Annotated in this window: 5 protein-coding genes and 1 pseudogene; 5 read left to right on the top strand and 1 reads right to left on the bottom strand. The window is 40.9% G+C overall.

Annotation, left to right across the window (positions count from 1 at the left end; translation table 11 throughout):
- The first annotated feature begins 3 nt into the window (after positions 1 to 3).
- The 5 genes from F6J90_RS40920 (at position 4) to F6J90_RS40940 (ending at position 23,403) form a co-directional block, all read left to right on the top strand.
- The gene (locus F6J90_RS40920; protein ID WP_293107918.1) at positions 4 to 7,860 is read left to right on the top strand and encodes a type I polyketide synthase; all 7,857 of its coding nucleotides are present in this window, start codon (positions 4 to 6) and stop codon (positions 7,858 to 7,860) included.
- A gap of 11 nt (positions 7,861 to 7,871) precedes the next feature.
- Positions 7,872 to 11,288 (top strand): type I polyketide synthase, encoded by a 3,417-nt coding sequence (locus tag F6J90_RS40925; protein ID WP_293107921.1) that lies wholly within the window; start codon positions 7,872 to 7,874, stop codon positions 11,286 to 11,288.
- Positions 11,285 to 17,119, top strand: a complete 5,835-nt coding sequence (locus F6J90_RS40930) for an SDR family NAD(P)-dependent oxidoreductase (RefSeq protein WP_293107924.1) — start codon at positions 11,285 to 11,287, stop codon at positions 17,117 to 17,119. The genes F6J90_RS40925 and F6J90_RS40930 overlap by 4 nt, the downstream gene beginning before the upstream one ends.
- Positions 17,120 to 17,196: 77 nt before the next feature.
- The gene (locus F6J90_RS40935) at positions 17,197 to 22,770 is read left to right on the top strand and encodes a type I polyketide synthase (protein ID WP_293107927.1); all 5,574 of its coding nucleotides are present in this window, start codon (positions 17,197 to 17,199) and stop codon (positions 22,768 to 22,770) included.
- Positions 22,771 to 23,040: 270 nt separating this feature from the next.
- Positions 23,041 to 23,403 carry an STAS/SEC14 domain-containing protein gene (locus F6J90_RS40940; protein ID WP_293107930.1) on the top strand — a complete coding sequence of 121 codons (363 nt, stop codon included), beginning with the start codon at positions 23,041 to 23,043 and terminating at the stop codon, positions 23,401 to 23,403.
- A 188-nt stretch (positions 23,404 to 23,591) separates the two neighbouring features.
- On the opposite strand, the pseudogene F6J90_RS40945 reads toward F6J90_RS40940, so the two are convergent.
- Positions 23,592 to 24,108: pseudogene (locus F6J90_RS40945) on the bottom strand (transposase); the annotation flags it as partial.
- Positions 24,109 to 24,133: the final 25 nt, after the last annotated feature.

Raw genomic sequence — 24,133 nt, forward strand, 5'->3', positions numbered from 1 at the left:
AACATGAAAAAAAATGAAGATAATGTTAGCGATCTATCCCCATTACAACGTTCAATGTTGGTCATTGAGGGATTAAAATCAAAGTTAAAAAATATCGAATATGCCAAAACAGAACCAATTGCAATAGTTGGAATGGCCTGTCGGTTTCCTGGGGAAGCTAATGACCCCCAGCAATTCTGGCAAATTCTGTCCAATGGAATTGATACTATTACAGAAATACCAAAGGAGCGTTGGGACATAGATGCCTACTATGACCCCAATCCAGAAGCCCCTGGTAAGACATATAGTCCCTATGGAGCATTTTTACAAAACATAGACTGGTTTGACCCTGAATTTTTCAAAATTTCACCCAGGGAAGCTCTTAGTATGGACCCACAACATCGCCTACTCCTTGAGGTTAGCTGGGAAGCATTAGAAAATGCAGGAAACATTCCACAACGGTTGCATGGTAGTCCCACAGGAGTCTTTATCGGCATTACTCTCAGTGAGTATGGTTCAATTACTAAACAAGCTGAATTGGATAGTAATATTGGCTCCTATGCAATAACAGGATTACCATTATACGCTGCTGCTGGCCGTCTTTCCTACACTTTAGGACTAACTGGTCCGTCTATGGCGATCGACACCGCCTGTTCTTCTTCCTTAGTAGCTATCCATCAAGCTTGCCAAAGCTTACGACAACAAGAATGTGAAATGGCTTTGGCTGGAGGAGTGAATATTTACTCATCCTTAGAACCTTTGGTATCTATGTCCCAGGCTCAAATGTTATCTCCTGATGGTCACTGCAAAACTTTTGATGCCCTTGCTGATGGCGCTAACTGTGCAGAAGGATGTGGCATTTTGGTGCTTAAACGTCTATCTGATGCCCAAAGTTCTGGCGATCGTATTCTGGCACTTATTCGCGGTTCGGCAGTGAATCAAGATGGACCTAGCAGTGGGTTTACAGTTCCCAATGGCTCATCCCAACAAAAGTTAATTCGTCAAGCTCTGAAAGTTGCGAAAGTAGAACCAAGTCAAGTCAGTTACATAGAAGCTCATGGCACAGGAACAGCCATAGGAGACCCAATTGAGCTCAGGTCTTTGGCAGCAGTATTTGAGGAAGAAGACTCCAGAGAAAAACCTTTAATGCTTGGCTCGGTAAAAACTAATATAGGTCATACTGCATCTGCTGCTGGAGTATCAGGAGTAATTAAAACTATATTGCAGTTACAGCATCGACAGATAGCACCTCATCTGCACCTTAAAAATCCAACACCTAAGTTTAATTGGGAGCAGTTTCCTGTAGTGTTACCGACTAAACTAACAGCTTGGGAAGTGAATGAAGGTAGTAGAATTGCTGGAGTTAGTTCATTTGGTGGAAGTGGGACTAATGCTCATGTAGTTTTGGAAGAAGCACCACTGCAGGTCAAAAGTCAAAAGTCAGAAGAGAAACAGGAGCGTCCCCTTCATCTATTAACTCTCTCAGCCAAAACTGCAAAAGCTCTTGAAGAGTTAGTCAGTCGTTATTATAAGCATCTCGAAAGTAATGCGGAATTAGAACTAGCGGATATTTGTTACACAGCCAATACAGGACGCCTCCATTTCAATCATCGCCTGGCAATTATTGCTTCTCATCAGCAGGAATTACAAGAAAAACTGCTACAGTTGAAAGTAAGGGAGGAAGTAAGTGGAGTATTTTCTGGGGAACAGGAAAGCAACACAAGTCCGCCAAAAGTAGCATTTATATTTACAGGTCAAGGTTCCCAGTATTTTAACATGGGGCATCAACTCTATCAAACTCAACCAGTTTTTCGTGAAACCCTAGATAAATGTGACCAAATTTTAAGTCCGCTTCTAGAGCATTCTCTGCTAGAAGTTATCTATGATTTTAATACAGAGGAACTAAAGTCAACCCTGCTAGAACAAACCGCCTATACCCAACCAGCTCTATTTGCTATTGAATATGCTTTAGCTCAATTATGGCAATCTTGGGGAATCAAACCAGATATACTTATGGGTCACAGTGTTGGGGAGTATGTAGCAGCAACTGTAGCAGGAGTTTTCAGTCTCGAAGATGGTCTGAAACTAATTGCCACTAGAGGACGGTTGATGCAACAGTTGCCCTCTGGGGGTGAGATGGTTTCAGTGATGGCATCAGAGTCAAAAGTGCAATCAATTATTCAACCATATGTAGATAAAGTAGCGTTGGCGAAGCCCGCCGTAGGCATCGCAGCTATTAATGGACCGAAAAGTATAGTAATTTCAGGTGAAACTGAAGCAATAGGGGATATTATTAAAAGTCTAGAATCAGAAGAGATAAAGACTAAACGACTACAAGTCTCCCACGCTTTCCACTCACCATTAATGTCTCCGATGTTGGCAGAGTTTGAAAAGGTTGCCAATCAATTGACATTTAATAAGCCACGGATTCCAGTGATCTCAAATGTCACAGGAGCAAGAGCAGACGATAGTATTGCCAGTGCTAAATATTGGGTCAATCATGTGAGCCAACCAGTGAGGTTTGCTGAAGGTATGAAGACCTTGCATGAACAAGACTATCAAGTCTTTCTAGAAATCGGACCGAAACCAATTTTGTTAGGTATGGGTATTCAATGTTTACCAGAAGGAGTTGGTGTGTGGTTGCCATCGTTGCGTCCTGGAGTAGACGAATGGCAACAAATGGTCTCTAGTTTAGGACAGTTGTATGTGCAGGGGATTCATGTAGATTGGTCAGACTTTGACAGAGATTACGACCGTCAGAAGGTAGTCTTGCCTACTTATCCATTCCAACGACAACGCTATTGGATAGAAATAAAAGATAAATACCATAAAAATCAAGATTTATCAAGAAAAGAAATTGTTCATCCCCTGTTAGGTACAAGGTTATATTGTGCAGCGCAGCAAGAACAAATAATATTTGAATCTCTTCTTGCTACAGATAACCCATTCTACCTCCAAGACCATCAGGTGTTCGAGCAAGCCCTGTTTCCAACAACTGCCTACTTAGAAATAGCTCTTGCTGCTGGGTTAAACCAATTTAAAACTTCCCAACTGATTGTGGAAGACTTTGTGATTGGTAAGGGATTGATTTTACCAGAAGGGGAAGTTAAAATAGTTCAGACAGTTCTTACTTTATTAGAAGACAAAGTTTACCAGTTTAAAGTTTTCAGTCAACAACAACAGGAGGGGAAAGATGAAGCCCGTTGGATACTCCATGCTCAAGGAAAAATCAGACCCATAGCAACTGAAAGTGTGATTACAAGTGTAGAACTGGAAAAGTATAAAGCTGAGTGTAATGAAGCAATAGATGTCAAAGAACATTACCAAAAATGTCAACAACAAAAGATTCATCATGGAGTAAGTTTCCAAGGAATCCAACAGTTGTGGACTGGCTCAAACCAAACAATAGGTCAGATTCAGTTGCCACAAAAACTGGTGTCAGGAGTAACAGATTATCTATTACATCCGTCTTTATTAGATGGTGCTTTGCATGTGCCTTTATTAGATGCAGGTTTGCGCTCAAGCACATTGAGAGATAGTAATCAAACTTATCTACCAGTAGCTATCGAGCAGTTAAAAGTATATGCTCGTCCTGGACTTTCCTTGTGGGCGATCGGATCGGTTAGTAAATCTAAGGTAAAAACTGAAGAAAGTTTAACTACTCAAGCTACTCTTGTCAATGAAGACGGAGAAATTATTGCTACAGTAGAAGGCTTACAAGTTAAAAAAGCGACACCGGAAAGTTTACGCTCGACTGAAGCATTATCAATTGCCAATTTGCTATATGAAGTGGAATGGAGAAACAAAGCTCGTTTTGGTCGGCTACTACCTCCTGCTTTTCTGCAAAAACCGATAGAAATTGAGCAACAATTGAATCTCCAATTGGCAGGAATAATAAAAGAAAATCAGGCTATTTTAGAGCTACATTCGGAAATATCAACTACCTTAGAAGAGTTGAGTGTAGATTATATTGTGCAGATATTGAATGATATTGGTTGGCCTTATAAAGCAGGAGATATTTTTGCCAAAGATTCTGCAATTAAACGATTAGGCATAGTTCCTACCCATCAGCGACTGTTTAACCGGATGCTCCAGATTTTAGCCGAAGTGGGAATACTGCAAGAAACTCAACAGCAGTGGCAAGTCATACAAAATTTAGAGACTTTAAAGAGAGCTAACCCAGAGGAAAAATTTCAAACTCTGCTGAGTGAGTATCCAGATGGAGAGCCACAATTGACTCTTCTGCATCGTTGTGCTTCTCAACTGAGTGAGGTATTACGAGGAGCGATTGACCCAGTGGAACTGGTGTTCCCTCAAGGTGATTTAAGCACCACTAGTCACATGTATAAAGAGGCACCAGCCGCTAAGGTGATGAACAGTCTGATCCAAAAAACCATTACCAAAGTAATTGAGAAATTACCACAGAGTCGTGGGTTAAGAATATTGGAGATTGGAGCAGGAACCGGCGGTACCACCAGCTATGTTCTTCCCCATCTAAATCCCAGTCAAACAGAATATGTTTTTACTGACATTGGGGTGATGTTTGTTACTAAAGCCCAAGAAACATTCCGGAAATACCCATTTGTGCGCTATCAAACTCTGGATATTGAAGTCGATCCGGTAACTCAAGGACTTGAGGCAAATCAATACGATCTGATCATTGCCAGCAATGTACTTCATGCCACTACCAGTATCAAGCAAACTTTATCCCATGTGCGAAAACTGCTGGCACCAAAGGGACGGTTGGTGTTGTTGGAAACCATAACTCCCATTAGATTTCTCGATCTAATATTTGGGATGTTAGAAGGATGGTGGATGTTCCAAGATTTGGAGTTACGACCGGACTATCCTCTGATTTCTCAAACTAAATGGAAACAGTTGCTCCTAGAAAGTGGTTTTTCTCAAGTTATCTCTCTGCCTGAGACTGAGGAAGTGCCAGAAATATTGTCCGTACAGGTAATGATTCTTGCTGAAGCTAATGAAACGACTGTAAATGCAAACTCATCGGAACCGAAGGGTTGGTTGATACTGGCAGATACTCAAGGAGTAGCTCAACAGCTAGCTACTCAACTGCGGTCATCGGGAGAAGTTTGTACATTAGTCTTTACTGGAGAGCGATATCAACAAATTGCACCAGAAGAATTTACGCTCAACCCCAATCACCCAGAGGAGTTTGAGAAATTAATAGCTACTGTAGCAGACCAGTTACCTTCTCTATATGGGGTAGTCCAATGCTGGACTCTGGAAGCTAAAGCGGGTAAAAACATTAGTTCCCAAGAGTTAGAAGAATTATATCAACTAGGGTGTGGCACTATATTATCTTTAGTACAAGCCTTAATCAAAGGAGGATTATCTCAAACACCCAGATTATGGTTAGTAACTTGTGGGTCTCAACCAGTACCGGAAAATGAGCCTGTAATCTCTGGAGTTGCTCAATCTTCGGTATGGGGAATGGGGAAAGTAATTAGCTTAGAACACCCTGAACTCAGCTGTGTGCGCATTGATTTAGACCCGCAGGAAACTTTAGAGAATCAAGCATCGGTACTGTTTTCGGAAATCTGGTCAGAAGATGGACAAGAAGACCAAGTAGCGTTGCGAAAGAATGCTCGTTATGTACCTCGATTAGTAAGCAATCGTCATCAGCCAACAACCACAGACAAACAAAAACTAATACCCTCACAACCTTTCCGACTAATTATGTCTGAGAAGGGTAGTTTAGACAACTTAACCTTAGAGCCAACCACTAGACGTCCTGCAGCAGCAGGAGAAGTGGAAATTCTCGTGAAGGCAACAGGACTCAATTTTCTAGATGTGGTAGCAGCATTAGGATTGCTTCCTCAGCAAGTAGATGGAGTATCCCAACAGCATTTACTGGAAATGAATAGTTTTGGTATAGAATGTGCTGGCTATATAGTAGCTGTAGGAGAAGGAGTCAAAGGGTTTGAGATTGGAGACTCAGTTATAGCTATGGCTGCTGGCAGTTTCAGTCAATATGTTAATGTTAGTGCTAGTTCTGTAGTTATCAAACCAGATTTTCTCAGCTTTGAGGAAGCAGCATCTATTCCGGCTAATTTCTTAACTGCTTATTATGCTTTGCATCATGTTGCCAAGATTTCTGTAGGCGATAAAATTTTAATCCATGCTGCTGCTGGAGGAACTGGAATGGCGGCTGTTCAAATTGCACAGCAAGCAGGGGCTGAAGTTTTTGCCACCGCTAGTCCACCCAAATGGGAAGCACTGCAACAAATGGGAGTCAAACACATTATGAACTCCCGGACAGTGGAGTTTGCGGATCGGGTGATGGAAATCACTGAGGGTAAAGGAGTAAATGTTGTACTCAACTCTCTGACATCAGAAGAATTTGTTGCCAAGAGTCTGTCAGCAGTAAGTTCCCAAGGTCGGTTTGTGGAAATTGCTAAACGAGGAGTATGGGACTCAAACAAGGTAGCAGAAATCAGACCTGATTTGTCTTACTTCGTGGTGGATTTGGCGCGAACAGCTCAAGAGCAACCAGAGTTAATTAATTCAATGTTGCAGGAGTTGATAGATAAGTTTTCCAAGAGCTTACTAAAACCACCACCTTTGAAGCTATTTCCCATAGAGGAAGTAATTAGCGCTTTCCGTTATATGCAGCAAGCCAAACATATTGGCAAGATTGTAGTAACTCAAACTGCACAGCAAGCTGATACTACTACCAAAGAACCTCTGAGTTTCCGGGAAGATGCTTCCTACTTGATTACAGGAGGTATGGGAGGTTTGGGTTTACTGGTTGCTCGTTGGATGGTGTCCAAGGGAGCCAAGCATTTAGTCTTGCTGGGACGTCGTTCTCCTGATGATGCTGTTGTGAAAAAATTAACTGAGTTAGAACAAGCAGGTGCTAAGGTTGTAGTCGAAAAGGCTGATGTTTCCAAGTGGGATTCCATGCAGCGGGTATTTGAGAACATTAACAAATCCACCTTCCCACTAGCAGGAGTAATTCATTCAGCAGGATCTTTATCCGATGGAGTGCTCTTAAACCAGAGTTGGTCAAGTTTTGAGAAAGTGATGTCTCCCAAAGTTCAGGGTGCTTGGCATTTGCATCAATTGACCCAAAACCAGCAATTGGACTTTTTTGTGCTGTTTTCTTCTATAGCATCTCTGTTCGGTTCACCAGGTCAGGGAAATCATTCGGCAGCAAATGGGTTTTTGGATGGTCTAGCTCATTATCGTCGAAGTGTGGGGTTACCAGGATTAAGTATTCATTGGGGTACAGTGTCTCAGGTAGGAGAAGCAGCAGAGCGTGGTGCAGATATTAGATCGCAGCAGCAGGGTGTAGGAGCAATAACGCCAGATCAAGTAATAGAGTCCCTAGAGTTAGTGATGAGTACTTCAAATGTGGAAGTAGGGATAGTACGGATTGATTGGTCAGCATGGCAAGAGCGAACAGATAAATGGTCATTTCTGGCAGATTGGAAAGAAATCACCAGTAGCACCACCCAAGAATCGAAATCAGAGTTTCTACAAAAGTTAGAAGCAGCGACGGTATCTGAAAAACGAGAGTTGTTAGTCAGTCTGGTTAGAACTCAAGTAGCTAAGGTACTAGGTATGAGTAATGGAGAATCCATAGGTTTAGATAAAGGCTTTTTTGATTTAGGGATAGATTCATTGACATCTGTGGAATTGAGGAATAAATTGCAAACAATTTTAGGGTGTTCAATTCCGTCAACTCTAGCTTTTGACTATCCAACTGTGGGTAAACTTGTAGATTATTTGAATCAAGATTTAGTTGAAAAAGAGCAAATATCAAAGACGAGCGAATCACCAAACAGTGCTGTTGATGAAACCGAAGAACTAAAAGGGGTTGCTAAAAAATTAGCCGAGGAGTTGGGATTAGATTTGTAGGAGCAGTTTAAATGAATAGTAACCAGGAACAAAACTATCTCAAATTGATTAAAGTCGCATCAGACAAAATAGCAAACTTGGAGGCGGAACTTAAGACCTTAAAAAGTAATAACAGCTCTCAAGCAATAGCAATTATTGGTATGGGTTGTCGCTTCCCCGGAGGAGGAGCTGGTCCACAAGAATTTTGGGATATTTTACACCAGGGAGTAGATGCGATCTCAGAAGTACCTCAAGACCGATGGAGTATTGATGATTACTACGACCCCGATCCTGAAACTCCAGGCAAAATGTACAGCCGTTACGGTGGCTTTATCGAGCAAATACAAGAGTTTGACCCCCATTTTTTTGGTATTTCTGGCAGAGAAACTATTTCTTTAGACCCTCAACAGCGCCTGCTGCTAGAGGTGACTTGGGAAGCTTTGGAACTCGCAGCACAAAATCCTCAAGAATTGGAGCAAACTAAAACAGGTATATTTATCGGTATCTGTAGTAGTGACTACTCACAAAATTTAGTTAGTCGTAGTACTGAAGCAATTGATGCCTATCTCGGCAGTGGCAATGCCCACAGTACAGCATCAGGGCGAATCTCCTACATACTTGGGCTAACAGGGCCGAGTTTAGCAGTAGATACCGCCTGTTCTTCTTCTTTGGTAAGTGTCCATTTGGCTTGCTCCAGTCTCCGGAATCAAGAATGTAATTTAGCTATTGCAGGAGGAGTTAATTGCTTGATTTCTCCAGGAACTACTATTACCCTTTCTAAAGCCCAAATGTTATCTCCTGAAGGTCGGTGTAAGACTTTTGATGCTTCTGCTAATGGCTTTGTTCGTGGTGAGGGATGTGGATTAGTGGTTCTCAAACGTTTATCAGATGCTTTGAGTGATGGAGATAATATCCTAGCAGTGATTCGTGGAACAGCTATTAACCAAGATGGTCGTACCAGCGGTTTAACGGTTCCTAATGGTCCTTCTCAGCAAACGGTTATTCGTCAAGCTTTGGAAAATGGGGGAGTAGATCCAGCTCAAGTCAGTTATGTAGAAGCCCATGGTACAGGAACTTCTTTGGGAGACCCCATTGAAATAGGAGCTTTGGGAGCTGTATTTGGAAGAACTCATTCTGTTGAGCAACCATTGTTAGTTGGTTCGGTTAAGACTAACATTGGTCACTTGGAAGGGGCAGCAGGAATTGCCGGTTTAATCAAGATAGTCTTACAACTGCAACATCAACAGATTGCACCTCACTTGCACCTAAGCAAGCCTAATCCCTATATTAATTGGTCAGAATTACCAGTGCAGATCCCTACCCAAGTAACTCCTTGGCAAAGAAATGATTCGCCTCGGTTTGCTGGTGTTAGTTCCTTTGGCTTTAGTGGCACAAATGCTCATATAGTCTTGGAAGAAGCCCCCATTCAACTCAAAAGTCAAAAGCAATGGGACTCTACACCTTCCAAAGGTGTAAGGGAAAGCTCGACAAAACAGTCAAAAGTCAAAACTGAAGAAATTTTAGAGCGCCCTGTTAATCTATTAACGCTATCAGCTAAAACAGAAAAAGCTCTCGAAGAATTAGTAGGTCGTTATCACAATCATCTAAAAACTCATCATGAACAAGCTCTGGCAGACATTTGTTATACCGCTAACACAGGACGCGCCCATTTTAATCATCGACTGGCTATTATTGCCTCTAACCAACAGGAATTAGCTGAAAAACTGCTGGGCTACAAAACGAGGTCTGAAGTAGTAGGGCTGTTCTCTGGGTCGCTCCCTAGTATTACCACCTCACCAAAGGTAGCTTTCTTATTCACTGGTCAAGGTTCCCAGTATATCAATATGGGACTGGAACTCTATAACAGCTCTCCTGTATTCCGTCAAGCTTTAGACCAATGCGATGAAATTCTCCGTGGAGAACTAGAGCATCCACTGCTTTCTGTTTTCTATCCTCACACAACAACGGATGAAGTTGATTCATCTTTACTAGACCAAACGGCTTACACCCAACCAGCCTTATTTGCCATAGAATATGCCTTAGCTCAATTATGGCAATCTTGGGGAATTCAACCGCAGATCGTGATGGGTCACAGCGTAGGAGAATATGTGGCAGCAACAATAGCTGGAGTCTTTAGTTTAGAAGATGGTCTGAAACTAATTGCTACCAGGGGCAGGTTGATGCAGCAGCTACCCCCTGGAGGCGAGATGGTGTCGGTGATGGCATCGGAATCAAAAATTCGTTCGCTGATAGCTGCATACACAGACCAAGTTTCCCTAGCTGCGATTAATGGCCCCGAAGCTGTAGTAATTTCCGGTAAAGCTCAAGTAATTGCCCAAATCTGTAGCAAACTAGAATCTGATGGAGTTAAGACTAAACGACTACAAGTTTCCCACGCCTTCCATTCCCCCTTAATGGAACCAGTGTTAGCTGACTTTGAAGCAGTAGCTGAACAACTGACCTACAATAAACCCCAAATTCCTCTAATATCTAATGTTACTGGCCTAAGAGCAGACGAGGTAATCTCAACAGCGAGTTACTGGGTAAATCATCTGTGCCAACCAGTGAGGTTTGCCCAAGGAATGGAGACTTTGCATCAGCAAGGCTATGAAATCTTTTTAGAAATTGGACCTAAACCTGTTTTGTTAGGGATGGGACGGCAGTGTTTATCGGAGATAGAAGGGATGTTTTTACCTTCAATACGTCCTGCTGTGGATGAATGGCAACAAATACTTTCTAGTTTAGGACAGTTGTATGTGCAAGGAGTCAAAGTAGATTGGTCAGGGTTTGACCAGAAATATGCCTATCAAAAACTATTATTGCCTACTTATCCTTTCCAGAGGCAACGTTATTGGGTAGAAGCGGCTAACAATGGACGCCAAAGAAATAGCCTAGTTACCTCACAAGACGCTAGCAATTTAATTTTTCACCTTCCCAATCAAGTGGAAATTGAAGCTGTAGCTCAAAAATTGCAAGAAACAGGAAACTTTTCTCCCGAACAGCTTCAGTTGCTCCCAGATATTCTAAAGGTTTTAGCTCAAGAAGAGCAGCAACAATTGGCAGCTACTGTACATTCAGCAACAGTATTAACTAAGAACGAGCAGCTTTTGGAACAACTAAAAACTGTTTCAGACAGCGAAAGAAAAAACATATTGCTCGTATACATTCAAGGTGAAGTGGCTCGACTGATCGGTATAACAATATCCCAAATAGATGTACAGCAACCTTTGACGATGATGGGGGTTGACTCTTTGATGGCCGCTGAATTGCGAAATGTTTTTCAACGACAGATAGAAGTGGATTTACCAATTGAAAAACTGATGGAAGGTCTAAGCATCACCCAAATTGTAAGTTTATTAAATGAGCAATTATTGTTGCAAGAAATCAGTTTACAAAGCAATTTATCCGAAGATGATTTAATTGAAGATATGGAGGAAATTACATTATGAACCTAGAGCAAGTTTTATCTCAAATCTCCAGTCGAGGTATTAAATTATCTGCGGCAGGTAATGAACTTAAAATTCGTGCCCCTAAAGGATCATTAACACCAGATATTCGTGATACTATTGCTCAAAATAAGGCAGACTTAATAAAGTTAATCCAGCAAAAAAGCAATAATCAAAGTGCAAATTCTATCCCTTTAGTTCCGGTTAAAATAAATGGAAAGCTACCTTTATCATTTCAACAAGAACGCCTCTGGACTGTGCATCAGCTACTTCCGAATAGTTCAGCTCTTAATGTAACTCAAGTTATTAAATTGACAGGTACATTGAATATTCCTGTTCTCCAATCCAGTCTCAATGAAATTGTTAATCGCCATGAAGTTCTACGGACTAATTTTAGTTTAGTTGCAGGTTCTTTTGTGCAGATAGTCGTTCCTAATTTAGATGTAACAATTTCAGTAGAGGATTATCAAGATTTAAGCTCAACTCAGCAAGCAAGTAGTATTAAAGAAGTCTTAGAAGCAGAATCACAATACTGCTTTAAGCTAGAACAAGCGCCTTTATTTCGATTCAGACTGCTAAGACTAACTGATACAGATGCAAATTTGATACTGGTACTACATCACATTATCTGTGATGCTTTATCCAACAATTTCTTGATTAGTGAGCTCTTAACTGTTTATGACGCTCTGCTCCAAGGAAAGCAATCTCCACTACCAGAACTAGAAATTCAATATGGGGATTATGCTGTTTGGCAGCGAAAGTGGTTACAGGGAGAGGTATTAAAGGAAGGAATAAATTACTGGAAAGAGCAATTGACTGGTAAGCCTAGTCTCTATCCCATACCAGTTGACCGCTTACCAATTGCCGGGTCTAATTATCAAAGTCTGAAAAAATCATTTAAGATACCTCGTAGTACATGGTCTATTGTTCAACAACTAAGTAATCAAACAGGTTTAAGCCCCTTCATGGTATTGTTATCAGCATTCTATGTACTGATACTTCAATATTCAGAAAAACCCGATTTTGTGGTAGGAGTTCCTGTATCAGGTAGACCTCATCATAAACTTCAGTTCTTCATTGGCTGTTTTGCAGATTTGATCCTACTTCGCGCTAACATTTCAGGTAATCAAACATTTGAAGAGTTAGTCAATGAAGTTCAGAAATTTACCCTGAAGGCTTATGCACATCAGCACATTCCTTTCAACCATGTATTTGAGTTGATTGAACCTCCAAGATATGGTGAACAATACAGAAATTTATTTCAAATTTTATTTGATTATATTAATGTAGGAGAAATTACCAAAAGCTATTCTAATTTTAGTTCAACTCTAGGGGAAGGAAAAGCACCTATAGATATAGATATATTTTTGGCTTTACTGAAATTAGATGAAGATTTAATCGGGGAGTTAACATACAATGCTAGTCTGTTTGAAGAAGATACAATTTCAGGTTTAGTTGATTCTTACTTGCTGATTTTAGAACAATGTACCTCTGCTCCAAAAACTAGGCTTAATGAAATAGAATTGTCAGAAAAGCTCAAGGCTAAAAAAGCGGAAATAAATAGTATTTCCAGAAAGCAGGCTATGGTAAAGGCAGCCTTAAGCTTACTTCCTGGGGTAGAAGATGGCTGTGTCGTGGCTAGAGAGAATGAATTAGTTGCTTATGTAGTCACTTCCGGTAATTTATCTATAGAGACAATACAATCACACTTACAGTCTAATTTACCTCCTGAATTACTCCCTTGTGCTTATGTACCAGTGTCAGTATTACCCCTAACAGCATCAGGAAAAATAGACGAAAAAGCCCTAGAAGCTATAGCAGTAATCGACTCCAAATTAATAGAAAATTGGGAAGAAAAACTGCGCTCTCATCCACAAATAGAACAAGCAGCAGTAGTAGTACAGCCAAAGCAAGGCAAAGTTCCCCCACCAGTTCATATATTAGACCTAATTCCCGAAGCAACACCAACAGTAAACTTCTCTACCACCACAGCAGCAGTTTCATCTTTGGTAGAAACATCCCAACCAGAAAACCAAACAGCAGTTGTACCCGCCCTCAGTGATGGAGGTCAATTAACAATTCCAGAAAATGCACCTTTAACCTTAACTGAAGCACTAATTCAAACAGCAACTCAGTATCAACAAACAGAAATAGTCTATATCCTTTCCGATAAAGAACAAGTATGCCAAACCTATAGTAGTTTATTGGCAGAAGCCAAATGCACATTAAACGGTTTACACCATCAAGGCTTAAAAGCCGGAGACCGAATCATACTTCAAATCGAATCCCTGCGAGATTATTTTCCTGCACTATGGGGGTGTATTCTGGGAGGAATTCAACCAGTAACTGTAGCCGTAGCTAAAACTTATCAACAGCCAAATGCTGTAGTCAAAAAATTATACAATACCTGGGAACTACTGGAACATCCACCAATATTAGCCAGTGAATCCCTCCTGGAACAATTACAAAATTTGCAAAAAATACTTCCAATATCAGGAGCGCAAGTTTTGTCCGTAGAAAGGATGAGAAACTATTCAGCTACTGAAGAAATTTACCACAGTCAGCCTGATGATGTTGCTTTCTTACAATTAACTTCAGGCAGTACGGGAGTACCCAAATGTATTCAAGAAACTCACCAAGGTATTGTCACCCATATCCATGCAGCTCAACAATTTAATGGATATCAAGCAGAAGATATTTCCTTGAATTGGTTGCCAGTAGATCATGTAGTTCCTATACTAACTTGTCACTTCAAAGATACTTATCTAGGTTGTCAACAAATAGAAGTGGCAACAGATGTGGTGTTAGCCAACCCCACTATCTGGTTAGATTTGATGGAAAAGTATCGAGTTTCCCATACCTGGACACCAAATTTTGGCTTCAAGCTAGTAAGTGATGCTATCTCCAAAGTACCTCATTTAAGTTGGGATTTGTCTTCAGTGAAATTCTTGATGAATGCAGGAGAGCAAGTAACTCCCAAAGTAGTACGAGAATTTCTCAAGTTAGTGGCTCCCTTTGGAGTACCTTCCCAAGCCATGCAGCCAGCGTTTGGCATGGCAGAAGTATGTACTTGCATGACTTATCAAAATCAGTTTGATGCTGCATCAGGTATCCATCGCATCCAAAAATCTTCCTTAGGAGGACAGTTGGTTAAAGGAGAAGCAACCGATACAGATGTCATAGAATTTACCGACCTAGGTGCCCCCGTACCAGGAGTTCAAATTCGCATTACCGATGAGAATGATCAACTGTTACCAGAAGGTATGATTGGTAGGTTCCAAATCAAAGGCAAGGTAGTAACGCCTGGTTACTTGCATAATCCTCAAGCGAACTCAGAAGCCTTTGTGGGAGATGGCTGGTTCAACAGTGGTGATTTAGGTTTTATCCTGGATGGAAAACTGGTGTTAACCGGTCGAGAAAAAGAGTTAATTATTATTAATGGTGTTAACTATTATTGCTACGAAATTGAAGATACCGTTAATAACCTTGAGGGAGTAGAACCGACTTTTACTGGAGCAGTTAGTTTTTCTCAACCAGAAACGGGAACAGAAGGGTTAGCAATTTTCTTTACACCGAAACAGCGACAGCTGGAGTTGAACATCGAATTAGTCAAAACTATTCGGCAAGAAGTATCATCTCAACTAGGCATTACCCCCACTTATGTCATACCGATATCAGGTGCAGAATTTCCCAAGACAACAAGCGGTAAAATTCAACGGGGACGATTGAAAAAGATGCTATTGGATGGGGAATATCAAGAAGTAATCAAAAAGCTTGATATATTACTAGAAAGCAGCAACACCATACCTAAGTGGTTTTACCGCAAAAATTGGCGACAGAAAGAAGCTAGTGTTTTTCCTATTCCAACGCAGATAGGTGCAACATTAATCTTTGTTGATGACTCAGGATTAGGAAATTTATTGTCAGAAAAATTAGATAAATTTCATCAACCCTCGATCCTAGTTTCTTTGGGCTCAGAATACCTTAAAATCAGCGATCGCCACTATATTATTGCTCCGACAAATTTCAACCATTATCAACAATTATTTGAGTGCATAGCAGTTACAAAAACACCTATTAGTCGGATATTACATCTAGGTCATTACCAAGAGCACACCGGAGAAATTAACGACATAGAAAGCCTGGAACAATCCCAGAGCAAAGGAATTTATAGTTTAGTGAACCTAGTTCAAGCCTTAGAGCAAGTTCAAGGAACACAACACCGAGTGCAGTTACTGTTTATAGGCAGTCACACTCAGTTAGTCCAATCAACAGACAAAATAACTTGCGAAAAAGCGACAGTATTAGGGTTGCTTAAAACTATTCCCCAGGAAATACCCTGGTTAAGCTGTACTCACATAGACTTACCAGTAGCAGACATAGAGGTAAATGCTGATTACATTTGGCAAGAACTATGTAGTGTTTTCACGGAACCAGAAATAGCTTACAGAGAAGGGAAAAGAATGGCTTCAGGTTTAGAAGCAGTGGATTTTACATCTGAACCGCAGCAGAAACTACCCTTGAGAAAGGAAGGAATTTATTTAGTAAGTGGTGGTCTTGGAGGAATTGGAGTCGAAATTACCCAGTATATATTAGAGCATTACCAAGCAAAAGTAATATTGGTAGGTCGAACAGCTCTCGAAGAAGCAGACAACTTATCGGCAAAGATGCTGGCGTACCGAAAGTTGCAGCGACTTTCAGGAAAAGTAATATATCAAGCAGTAGATATCTGCAATTTAGAACAGCTACAACAGGCAGTAGCTCAGTCATTATCTGAGCTAGGCGGATCTAAACTAGATGGAATTATTCATCTAGCAGGGATCTACCATGAACAACTGTTATCATCGGAAACTCAAGACAGTATAGCTGCACTGCTACGTCCAAAGGTTTTAGGAACCTGGGTGTTGCATCAACTGCTCAAAGATAATGATGATGCTTTGTTCATCCATTTCTCATCTATATATGGTTTCTTTGGCGCTACAGCTCTAGCTGCCTATTCAGCAGCTAATAGTTTTCAAACCGCATTCTGCGATTATCAAAAAACTCAGGGAAACCAGCAAACCTATTGCTTAGCTTGGAGTATATGGGATGAGATGGGGATGAGTCAGGGATACAAAATGAAGGAATTTAGCCGTGCCAAAGGTTATTATGCTCTAACACCATCCCAAGGAATCTATTCTCTGTTAGCTGCTCTGTGTCACGAGCACAATAATTTGCTAGTGGGTTTGGATAATAGCAAGCCTCAGATACAACGATTGCTTTGGGACGATCGTAGTTTACAACAGTTAACCGCTTATTTTACTGCCAAAACAACAGAGTTTCCCGTCAGTCAATTGCAAGATTTGCAGGTACGCGATCGCTTTGGTACAATAACTAAGATTGTGCCTTCTGCCTTCATTCAGTTGGAGTCATTACCGTTAACAGCTAAGGGTGAGATAGACCGTAAACGGTTGCAGTCAACTCACAAAAATATCCCATCTCAGGCTGAAAATAAACTAGCAAAAACTGAAACTGAACAAAAGATTGCTGCTATTTGGCAAGAAGTGCTTCAACTAGGAGAAATTGGAATTTATGACAATTTCTTTGAACTAGGAGGTCAATCAATACTCCTAATAAAAGTCTATGGTAAATTACAGGAAATATTTGACGTCAAGTTAAAAGTTATCGATCTTCTTACCCACCCAACTGTACATTCATTAAGTCAATTTATTACTGGTGAAGGTGCAAAAGAATCAAGAAAAAAAAGAGAGGTCAGTCATGATAAACGTTTAAATAAACGTTACGCCCAAAAGGAAAGAAGCAATATTAGAAAACAATTACGTCATCGTCGGTAAAAAATGAAATTTGCTTCATTTTTTTGAAGCAAATGATCTAAAAAAAATACTAAAAAAATATGGAGGATTTAGAGGAAATGGAGACTAATTATAATCACGATATTGCAGTTATCGGGATGTCGGGGCGCTTTCCAGGAGCTAAAAATCTGGATCAATTTTGGCAAAATATTCAAAATAGTGTGGAATCTATATCCTTTTTCTCAACAGAAGAGTTGTCCAACTATGGAATTAAGGAAAAACTGATTAATAATCCTAGCTATGTAAAAGCTAGCGCTGCTATTTCAGACATAGATATGTTTGATGCTAATTTCTTTGAGTATAGTCCTAGAGAGTCTGAGGAGATGGATCCGCAACAAAGGCTGTTCCTTGAATGTGCTTGGGAAGCAATAGAGAACGGCGGTTACGATCCAAATACCTATGAAGGTCTAATAGGGATTTATGCCGGTGTTGGTATCAACACTTATATATTAAATAACCTGTATTCTAACTATGATTTTTCTGAAGTAACCAGTCGCTCGTTTGAACAAATGCTGGCTAATGATAAAGATTATCTCGCAACACGCGCTGCCTACAAGCTGAATTTAACAGGACCGGCTGTAAATATTCAAACCGCTTGTTCAACTTCATTAGTTGCTGTTCACATAGCCTGTCAAAGTTTGCTAAACGGGGAATGTGACATGGCTCTTGCTGGTGGGGTATCCATCCAAGTTCCCCAGGCTGGATATTTGTATCAGGAGGGGATGATTCTATCTCCAGATGGCCACTGCCGAGCATTTGATGCTAGAGCTAAGGGAACAGTACCTGGTAATGGCATTGGCATTGTACTCCTCAAGGGACTCGAAGATGCAATTGCAGATGGAGATTTTATCTATGCCATTATCAAGGGTTCAGCCGTTAATAACGATGGTTCTTTTAAATTAGGCTACACTGCGCCTAGTGTGGAGGGTCAATCAGCAGTTATTGCAGAAGCTCAGGCGATCGCTGGAGTGGATGTAGAGAGTATTACCTATATAGAGGCTCATGGTACAGGAACAGAACTAGGCGATCCTATGGAAATTGAAGCCTTGAAAACAGTTTTTCAACAGAATACACAAAAGAAAGGTTTCTGTGCCATTGGTTCACTTAAAACAAATATGGGACATCTCAATACAGCAGCAGGAGTAGCAGGACTTATCAAAACTGTACTAGCTCTCAAGCACAAGTTACTTCCCCCCAGTCTGAACTTTGAACAACCAAATCCCCAGATTGATTTTGCCAATAGTCCCTTTTACGTTAACACTACTTTATCTGAATGGAAAAGCAATGGTACTCCTCGCCGAGCTGGCGTTAGTTCTTTTGGTGTGGGTGGAACAAACGTCCATGCAGTATTGGAAGAAGCCCCACCTGAAGTGAAAACAGAAGAGATATCGGAGCTTCCAGTTCAGCTATTAACCCTCTCAGCCAAAACAGATTCAGCACTCACTGAATTAGTAGCTCGTTATATTACACATCTAGAAACCCATAGCTCACAAACCCTCGCAGATATTTGTTACACCGCCCAAACCGGCAGAGCACATTTCCCTCACCGTCTCGCAGCGATCGCTACCAACAAAGAAGAATTAGCCGAAAAACTGCAACAACATCAAACAGGAACAGAAACATCTCTAGTATATTCCGAACAAAATTCCCCCAACAGCAGTGCCCCCAAAATAGCCTTCCTGTTCACAGGTCAAGGCTCCCAATACATCAACATGGGGAAACAACTCTACGACCAAGCACCAGTCTTCCGTGAAGCCATAGACGAATGCGGTGAAATTCTCAGAACCCAACTAGAACATCCCCTCTTAGACATTCTTTACCCTCAGACAGATGTTGAATCCTTACCATCACTACTAGACCAAACAGCCTATACCCAACCAGCCCTATTTGCCATCGAATATGCCCTAGCCCAGTTATGGCAATCATGGGGAATCAAACCAGATGTAGTCATGGGTCACAGTCTCGGAGAATATGTCGCAGCAACAGTAGCAGGAATTTGGAGTAATGAAGAAGCTCTGCAACTGGTTGCAGCCAGAGCCAAATTAATGCAAAAACTACCCCCAGGGGGAGAAATGGTGTCAGTTATGGCCTCAATCGACCAAGTAACCGCAGCCGTCACCCCCCACACAGAACAAGTAGGAATAGCCGCCATTAATGGACCGGAAAGTGTAGTCATATCAGGTGAATCATCAGCAGTCAAACAGATAGTCGCTCAGCTAGAATCTGCTGGCATCAAAACCAAAAAACTAACTGTATCCCACGCCTTCCATTCACCATTAATGGAACCAATATTAGCAGAATTAGAAACATTAGCCCATCAACCTACCTACCATCAACCCCAAATACCAATCATCTCCAACCTCACAGGTACCACAGCAGACAATAGCCTCACCACAGCTCAATATTGGGCAGCTCATACACGGCAACCAGTCAAATTTGCCTCAGGAATAGAGACCCTGCACCAACTCGGCTATGAAATCTTCCTCGAAATCGGACCCAAGCCAATTTTATTAGGTATGGCACGTCAGTGTTTGCCAGAAGACAGTGGTGTGTGGTTGCCATCATTACGTCCAGGAGTAGATCAATGGCAGTCAATGCTCTCATGCCTAGGGCAACTATATGTACGAGGAACCAAGGTAGATTGGTTAGAACTTGAGCCAGAGTCGAGCAAAAAGAAAGTAGTCTTGCCCACTTATCCCTTCCAACGGCAACGGTATTGGGTAGAATCCAGGGAAAAAACCGAACCAAAAAGCCAGAGGTTGGCATCAGAAAATAGTAATACAGCCATCTTTAACCTGCTGAGTCAAGGAGAAACAGAAGCCCTAGCTCAACAATTAGAACAAGTGGTAAAATTCTCCCCCTCCCAGCAAAAATTGTTACCGGAAATATTGGAGGTATTAGCCCAACAATATCAGCAACAATTGGCAGCAGCAACAATCAAAAATTGGTTATATCAGGTGCAGTGGAAACCTGTAGCTCCCAGTCAGGAAAAAATCAGCTCTCAATTAAGCCATCATTGGTTAATCCTAGCAGACAGCACGGGAGTAGCAGAAAAATTAGCTGCCAAATTACAAGAACAAGGACATGAATGTAGCTTGGTATATCGAGGCGGAAAATATGAGCAACTGGCTCCAGGAAAATATGAACTCAATCCCTGTGTAGCTCAAGAGTGGGAACAACTCTATCAAGGGCTCGATGAAACCAGTCAAAAGCCCTTGACAAAGGCAATTCATCTGTGGAGTTTAGATGTAGTCACCTCAGAAGAATTAACGGTTAAGGAGTTGGAGGAAACTCAACTGTGGGGATGTGGCAGTGTAATTTACCTGTTACAGACAGTGCTCAAAAACAGTGAGTACCCCCAACTATGGGTAGTCACTCGGGGGGCGCAGCCTGTATCACCAGACAAAGAGAAACTAGCAGTAGCAGCAACACCATTGTGGGGATTAGGAAGAGTAGTGTCTTTAGAACATCCGCAACTGTGGGGAGGATTGGTAGATTTAGACCCACAAAAAACAGAACAGGAAGTAGAAATGCTACTGCAACTGCTAGTGAATAGTTCAGAGGAAGACCATCTAGCTTTACGAGGAGAACAGACTTATGTAGCTCGTCTAGTAAAGCAATCAGCCTCCGAATTTGCTCAACCAGTATCATTATCATCAGATCGGACTTATTTGATTACAGGAGGACTGGGAGCTTTAGGGTTACATACAGCCCAATGGCTGGTGGAAAAGGGCGCTCGACATCTTGTTTTAATTGGACGCAGTCAACCTTCACCAAAGAAACAAGCTGCTATTAATCATTTAAAACAACAAGGAGTCGAAGTGATAGTAGCTCAAGCTGATGTGTGTCATGTTGAAGAACTGGAAAAATTATTTGAGCAAATAGACTCCTCTATGACACCACTCAAAGGAATTGTTCATGCTGCAGGTGTAGGAGGATATCAGCCAATACAGCAGATAGAGCTAACTGAATTCAAAAGAGTCATAGCTCCCAAAGTCGTGGGTGGATGGATTCTTCATCAACTTACTCAAGACAGAGAGTTAGACTTTTTTATCAACTTTTCTTCCATTGCTGCAGTATGGGGTTCAGGTCTTACAGCTAACTATGCAGCTGCAAACCATTTCTTAGATGGTTTAGCCCATTACCGTCAAGCTATAGGATTACCCAGTTTCAGTATAAATTGGGGCCCTTGGGCTGGTGGTGGCATGGCTAGTGATGAAGAATTAAGGGAGTTGAGCAAAAGAGGTGTAGACTCCTTATCTCCCACACAAGGGATAGCAGCTTTGGAGCGGTTATTGGTTAGTAGCAAAACCCAAACAGTAGTAGCAGATATCAATTGGAGTTTATTCAAACAACTGTACCAAACAGGAAAACGGCGGTTACTTCTAGAAGAAATTGTAGTTGAAACAACCGAAACACAATTAAAAGAAGAGAACGCAGAAACTGATAGTAATGGGATTTTAATGCAGCTCAAAGCAGTTTCAAATAACGAAAAACCAAAAATATTGATGGCGCACCTTCAAGCTGAAGTTGCTCGGGTTCTGGGAATAACTACTTCAGAAATAGATGTAGAACAAAATTTAAGTATGATGGGAGTTGATTCTTTGATGGTTGTTGAATTGCGAAGTCGGTTTCAAAGTCAGCTAAAAGTTGATATTCCAATTAGCAAATTGACCGAAGAGTTTACCATTGCTGCTCTATCAACCGAGATTCTATCAACTTTAACTACCCCTGTCATGTTTGCTGATTACATAGGAGATACACACCAATATAATCTAGTTCCGATCGCCCCCAATGGTTCTAAGCTTCCCTTCTTTTGTGTACCAGGAGCCATGGGAACAGTTTCCTATCTTTCTCAATTAGCCCAGTATTTAGATCCAAACCAACCTTTTTATGGACTACAATCATTTGGTATTGATGGCCAATCACCGCCTCTGAATCAAATTCAAGATATAGCTTACAAACATATCCAAGCAATACAAACAATTCAGCCCCAAGGTCCTTACTTCCTAGGTGGTCATTCAGCAGGAGCTCGAGTAGCTTTTGAGATGGCTCGACAGCTAACTGAGCAGAATAATGAGGTAGGTATACTGGCTATTTTTGACCAAAGTCCACCAATTCCTGAGTTTCCGATTGTCAAAGCGCAAGGCTATCACGCTCTGATATCCCATATGGTAGTTGAAATAGAAGAAACTACGGGAATAAATTTAAAGCAAGTTTCTGCTGAAGATTTAGCTTCTTTATCATTGGATGAGCAAACCCAATACTTCAAGGAACAGCTTGTTAAAGGTGGTGCTATATCTGCGCAAGTAAATATCAATCAAGTTAGGGCATTGTTAGATGTGCTTAAATCCACTAATGAAGCTTTGCATAATTATCAGCCAACACAGAATCTCTATCCTATTCCAATTGTTCTTTTCAAGGCTCAAGAAATAGTTGAACTCACAGCAAAATGGGATAGCAGTTATCATAAATATAGTTCAACAGATTTAACCTGGGGTTGGAATAAGTTGTCTGCCCAACCAGTTGAGGTTTGTCAGGTTCCTGGAAATCATGGTGATATGATCTTATATCCTCATGTCCAGATACTAGCTCAAAAACTCCAGAAGTATCTTGACCAAGCAACGAAATAAGGAAATAATCATAATTAAGGTTATATAGCGGTTTTTATCCTAATGAGGTACACAAAACTTTTTACCTCTTTCCTCTTCCGAATTTAATGCTCCCTGCTCCCTGCTCCCTGCTCCCTAAAAGCAAAAAAATTGTACCTTACTAGTTTAAAAACCGCTATACCTATGGAATATAACTATATCTTTGGTATAAGGTATAAGTATTAGCAACCAAGTTGAAAAAAGTGATATTCAGCTACTAGCAACTGTAACTAACGAAATAAGGAAATAATCATGATTAAGGTTATACCTATGGAATATGACTACATCTTTGGTATAAATATTAGCAACAAACTTGAAAAAAATGATATTCAGCTACTAGCAACTGTAACTGAAGAAAAATTGAAATCTTACGATAAGTTACGAATGTATGTTGAAGTTGAAAATTTTAGAGGCACAACTCCAAGTGGTGTGCTAGAGGATTTCAAATTTGGCTGTCGATATCGAAATGTCTACTATAAAAAAGTAATTGTGTGCAAAGAGCTTTGGTTGGGTATGCTAACTGTTTTTGCTAGCAAGACAGTTTATCCTAAAATGGATATTAAGCATTTCTATTGGCAAGAAAAAGACCAAGCTCTTGAGTGGATCAAAAACTAATAGTGGGACTTAGGGACTTGCCTTGAAATAATATACCAACTAGGGCTAAAATTAGAGAAGCTCACGGAAGGCTTATTGAGAATGAACAGGGGTATAGTGCGAGCGCAGAGCGCTCGCACTATACCCTCCACCCTCGTTGAACAATAGTTCAAGTAAATTTATAAATAATATTATAGCGTTTCTAGGACTCATGAGGTACAGTAACAACAATGAGTAAACCAGTTACGAATATTTTCTTGAGTCACCTTCAGCATTGCGGAGGTAATCCCATCAATTAAATCTGTATAGGTTCTTGCTCCGATTTTTTTCAAAGTACTTTTAACTTTTGACCAAAAATTTTCTATCGGTTCTCTTGGTGCGCGTTCACGCTTAGCTTTGAAAAAGCGCGGGGTCGCACCGCGAAAAGTCGGGAGAGTAGGGGGGTAAATAAACTAATTTGGCTCCAGCTTCTTCAATCACTTATTTTACCATTTCTCCCAAATTGATTTTGGCATTATCCATAACCACACAGGCATTATCCCAAAGTTTTGGGACTAATTTTTTCCGAATAAATCCTTCAAATGTCACTCCGCCCACTGACCCATATATATTTATTGAAGCGAGCACTTTTGACCGCGCTGCATCGCTAAATTTCGCTCTTGCCATTGAGTCCTGTCGATAATTAATAGTAGATATCCTTGATGAATTACCTTCAGTTTTTGGCTTCGTATTATTTGTTTTAGATTAGCAA

The organism is Moorena sp. SIOASIH (assembly GCF_010671925.1).
In the GTDB taxonomy this organism is placed as follows: domain Bacteria; phylum Cyanobacteriota; class Cyanobacteriia; order Cyanobacteriales; family Coleofasciculaceae; genus Moorena.

What these genes read in the sequence shown, in the direction of transcription:
- F6J90_RS40920 (WP_293107918.1), top strand. Translation starts at nt 4, where the DNA reads ATGAAAAAAAATGAAGATAATGTTAGCGATCTATCCCCATTACAACGT.
- F6J90_RS40925 (WP_293107921.1), top strand. Translation starts at nt 7,872, where the DNA reads ATGAATAGTAACCAGGAACAAAACTATCTCAAATTGATTAAAGTCGCA.
- F6J90_RS40930 (WP_293107924.1), top strand. Translation starts at nt 11,285, where the DNA reads ATGAACCTAGAGCAAGTTTTATCTCAAATCTCCAGTCGAGGTATTAAA.
- F6J90_RS40935 (WP_293107927.1), top strand. Translation starts at nt 17,197, where the DNA reads ATGGAGACTAATTATAATCACGATATTGCAGTTATCGGGATGTCGGGG.
- F6J90_RS40940 (WP_293107930.1), top strand. Translation starts at nt 23,041, where the DNA reads ATGATTAAGGTTATACCTATGGAATATGACTACATCTTTGGTATAAAT.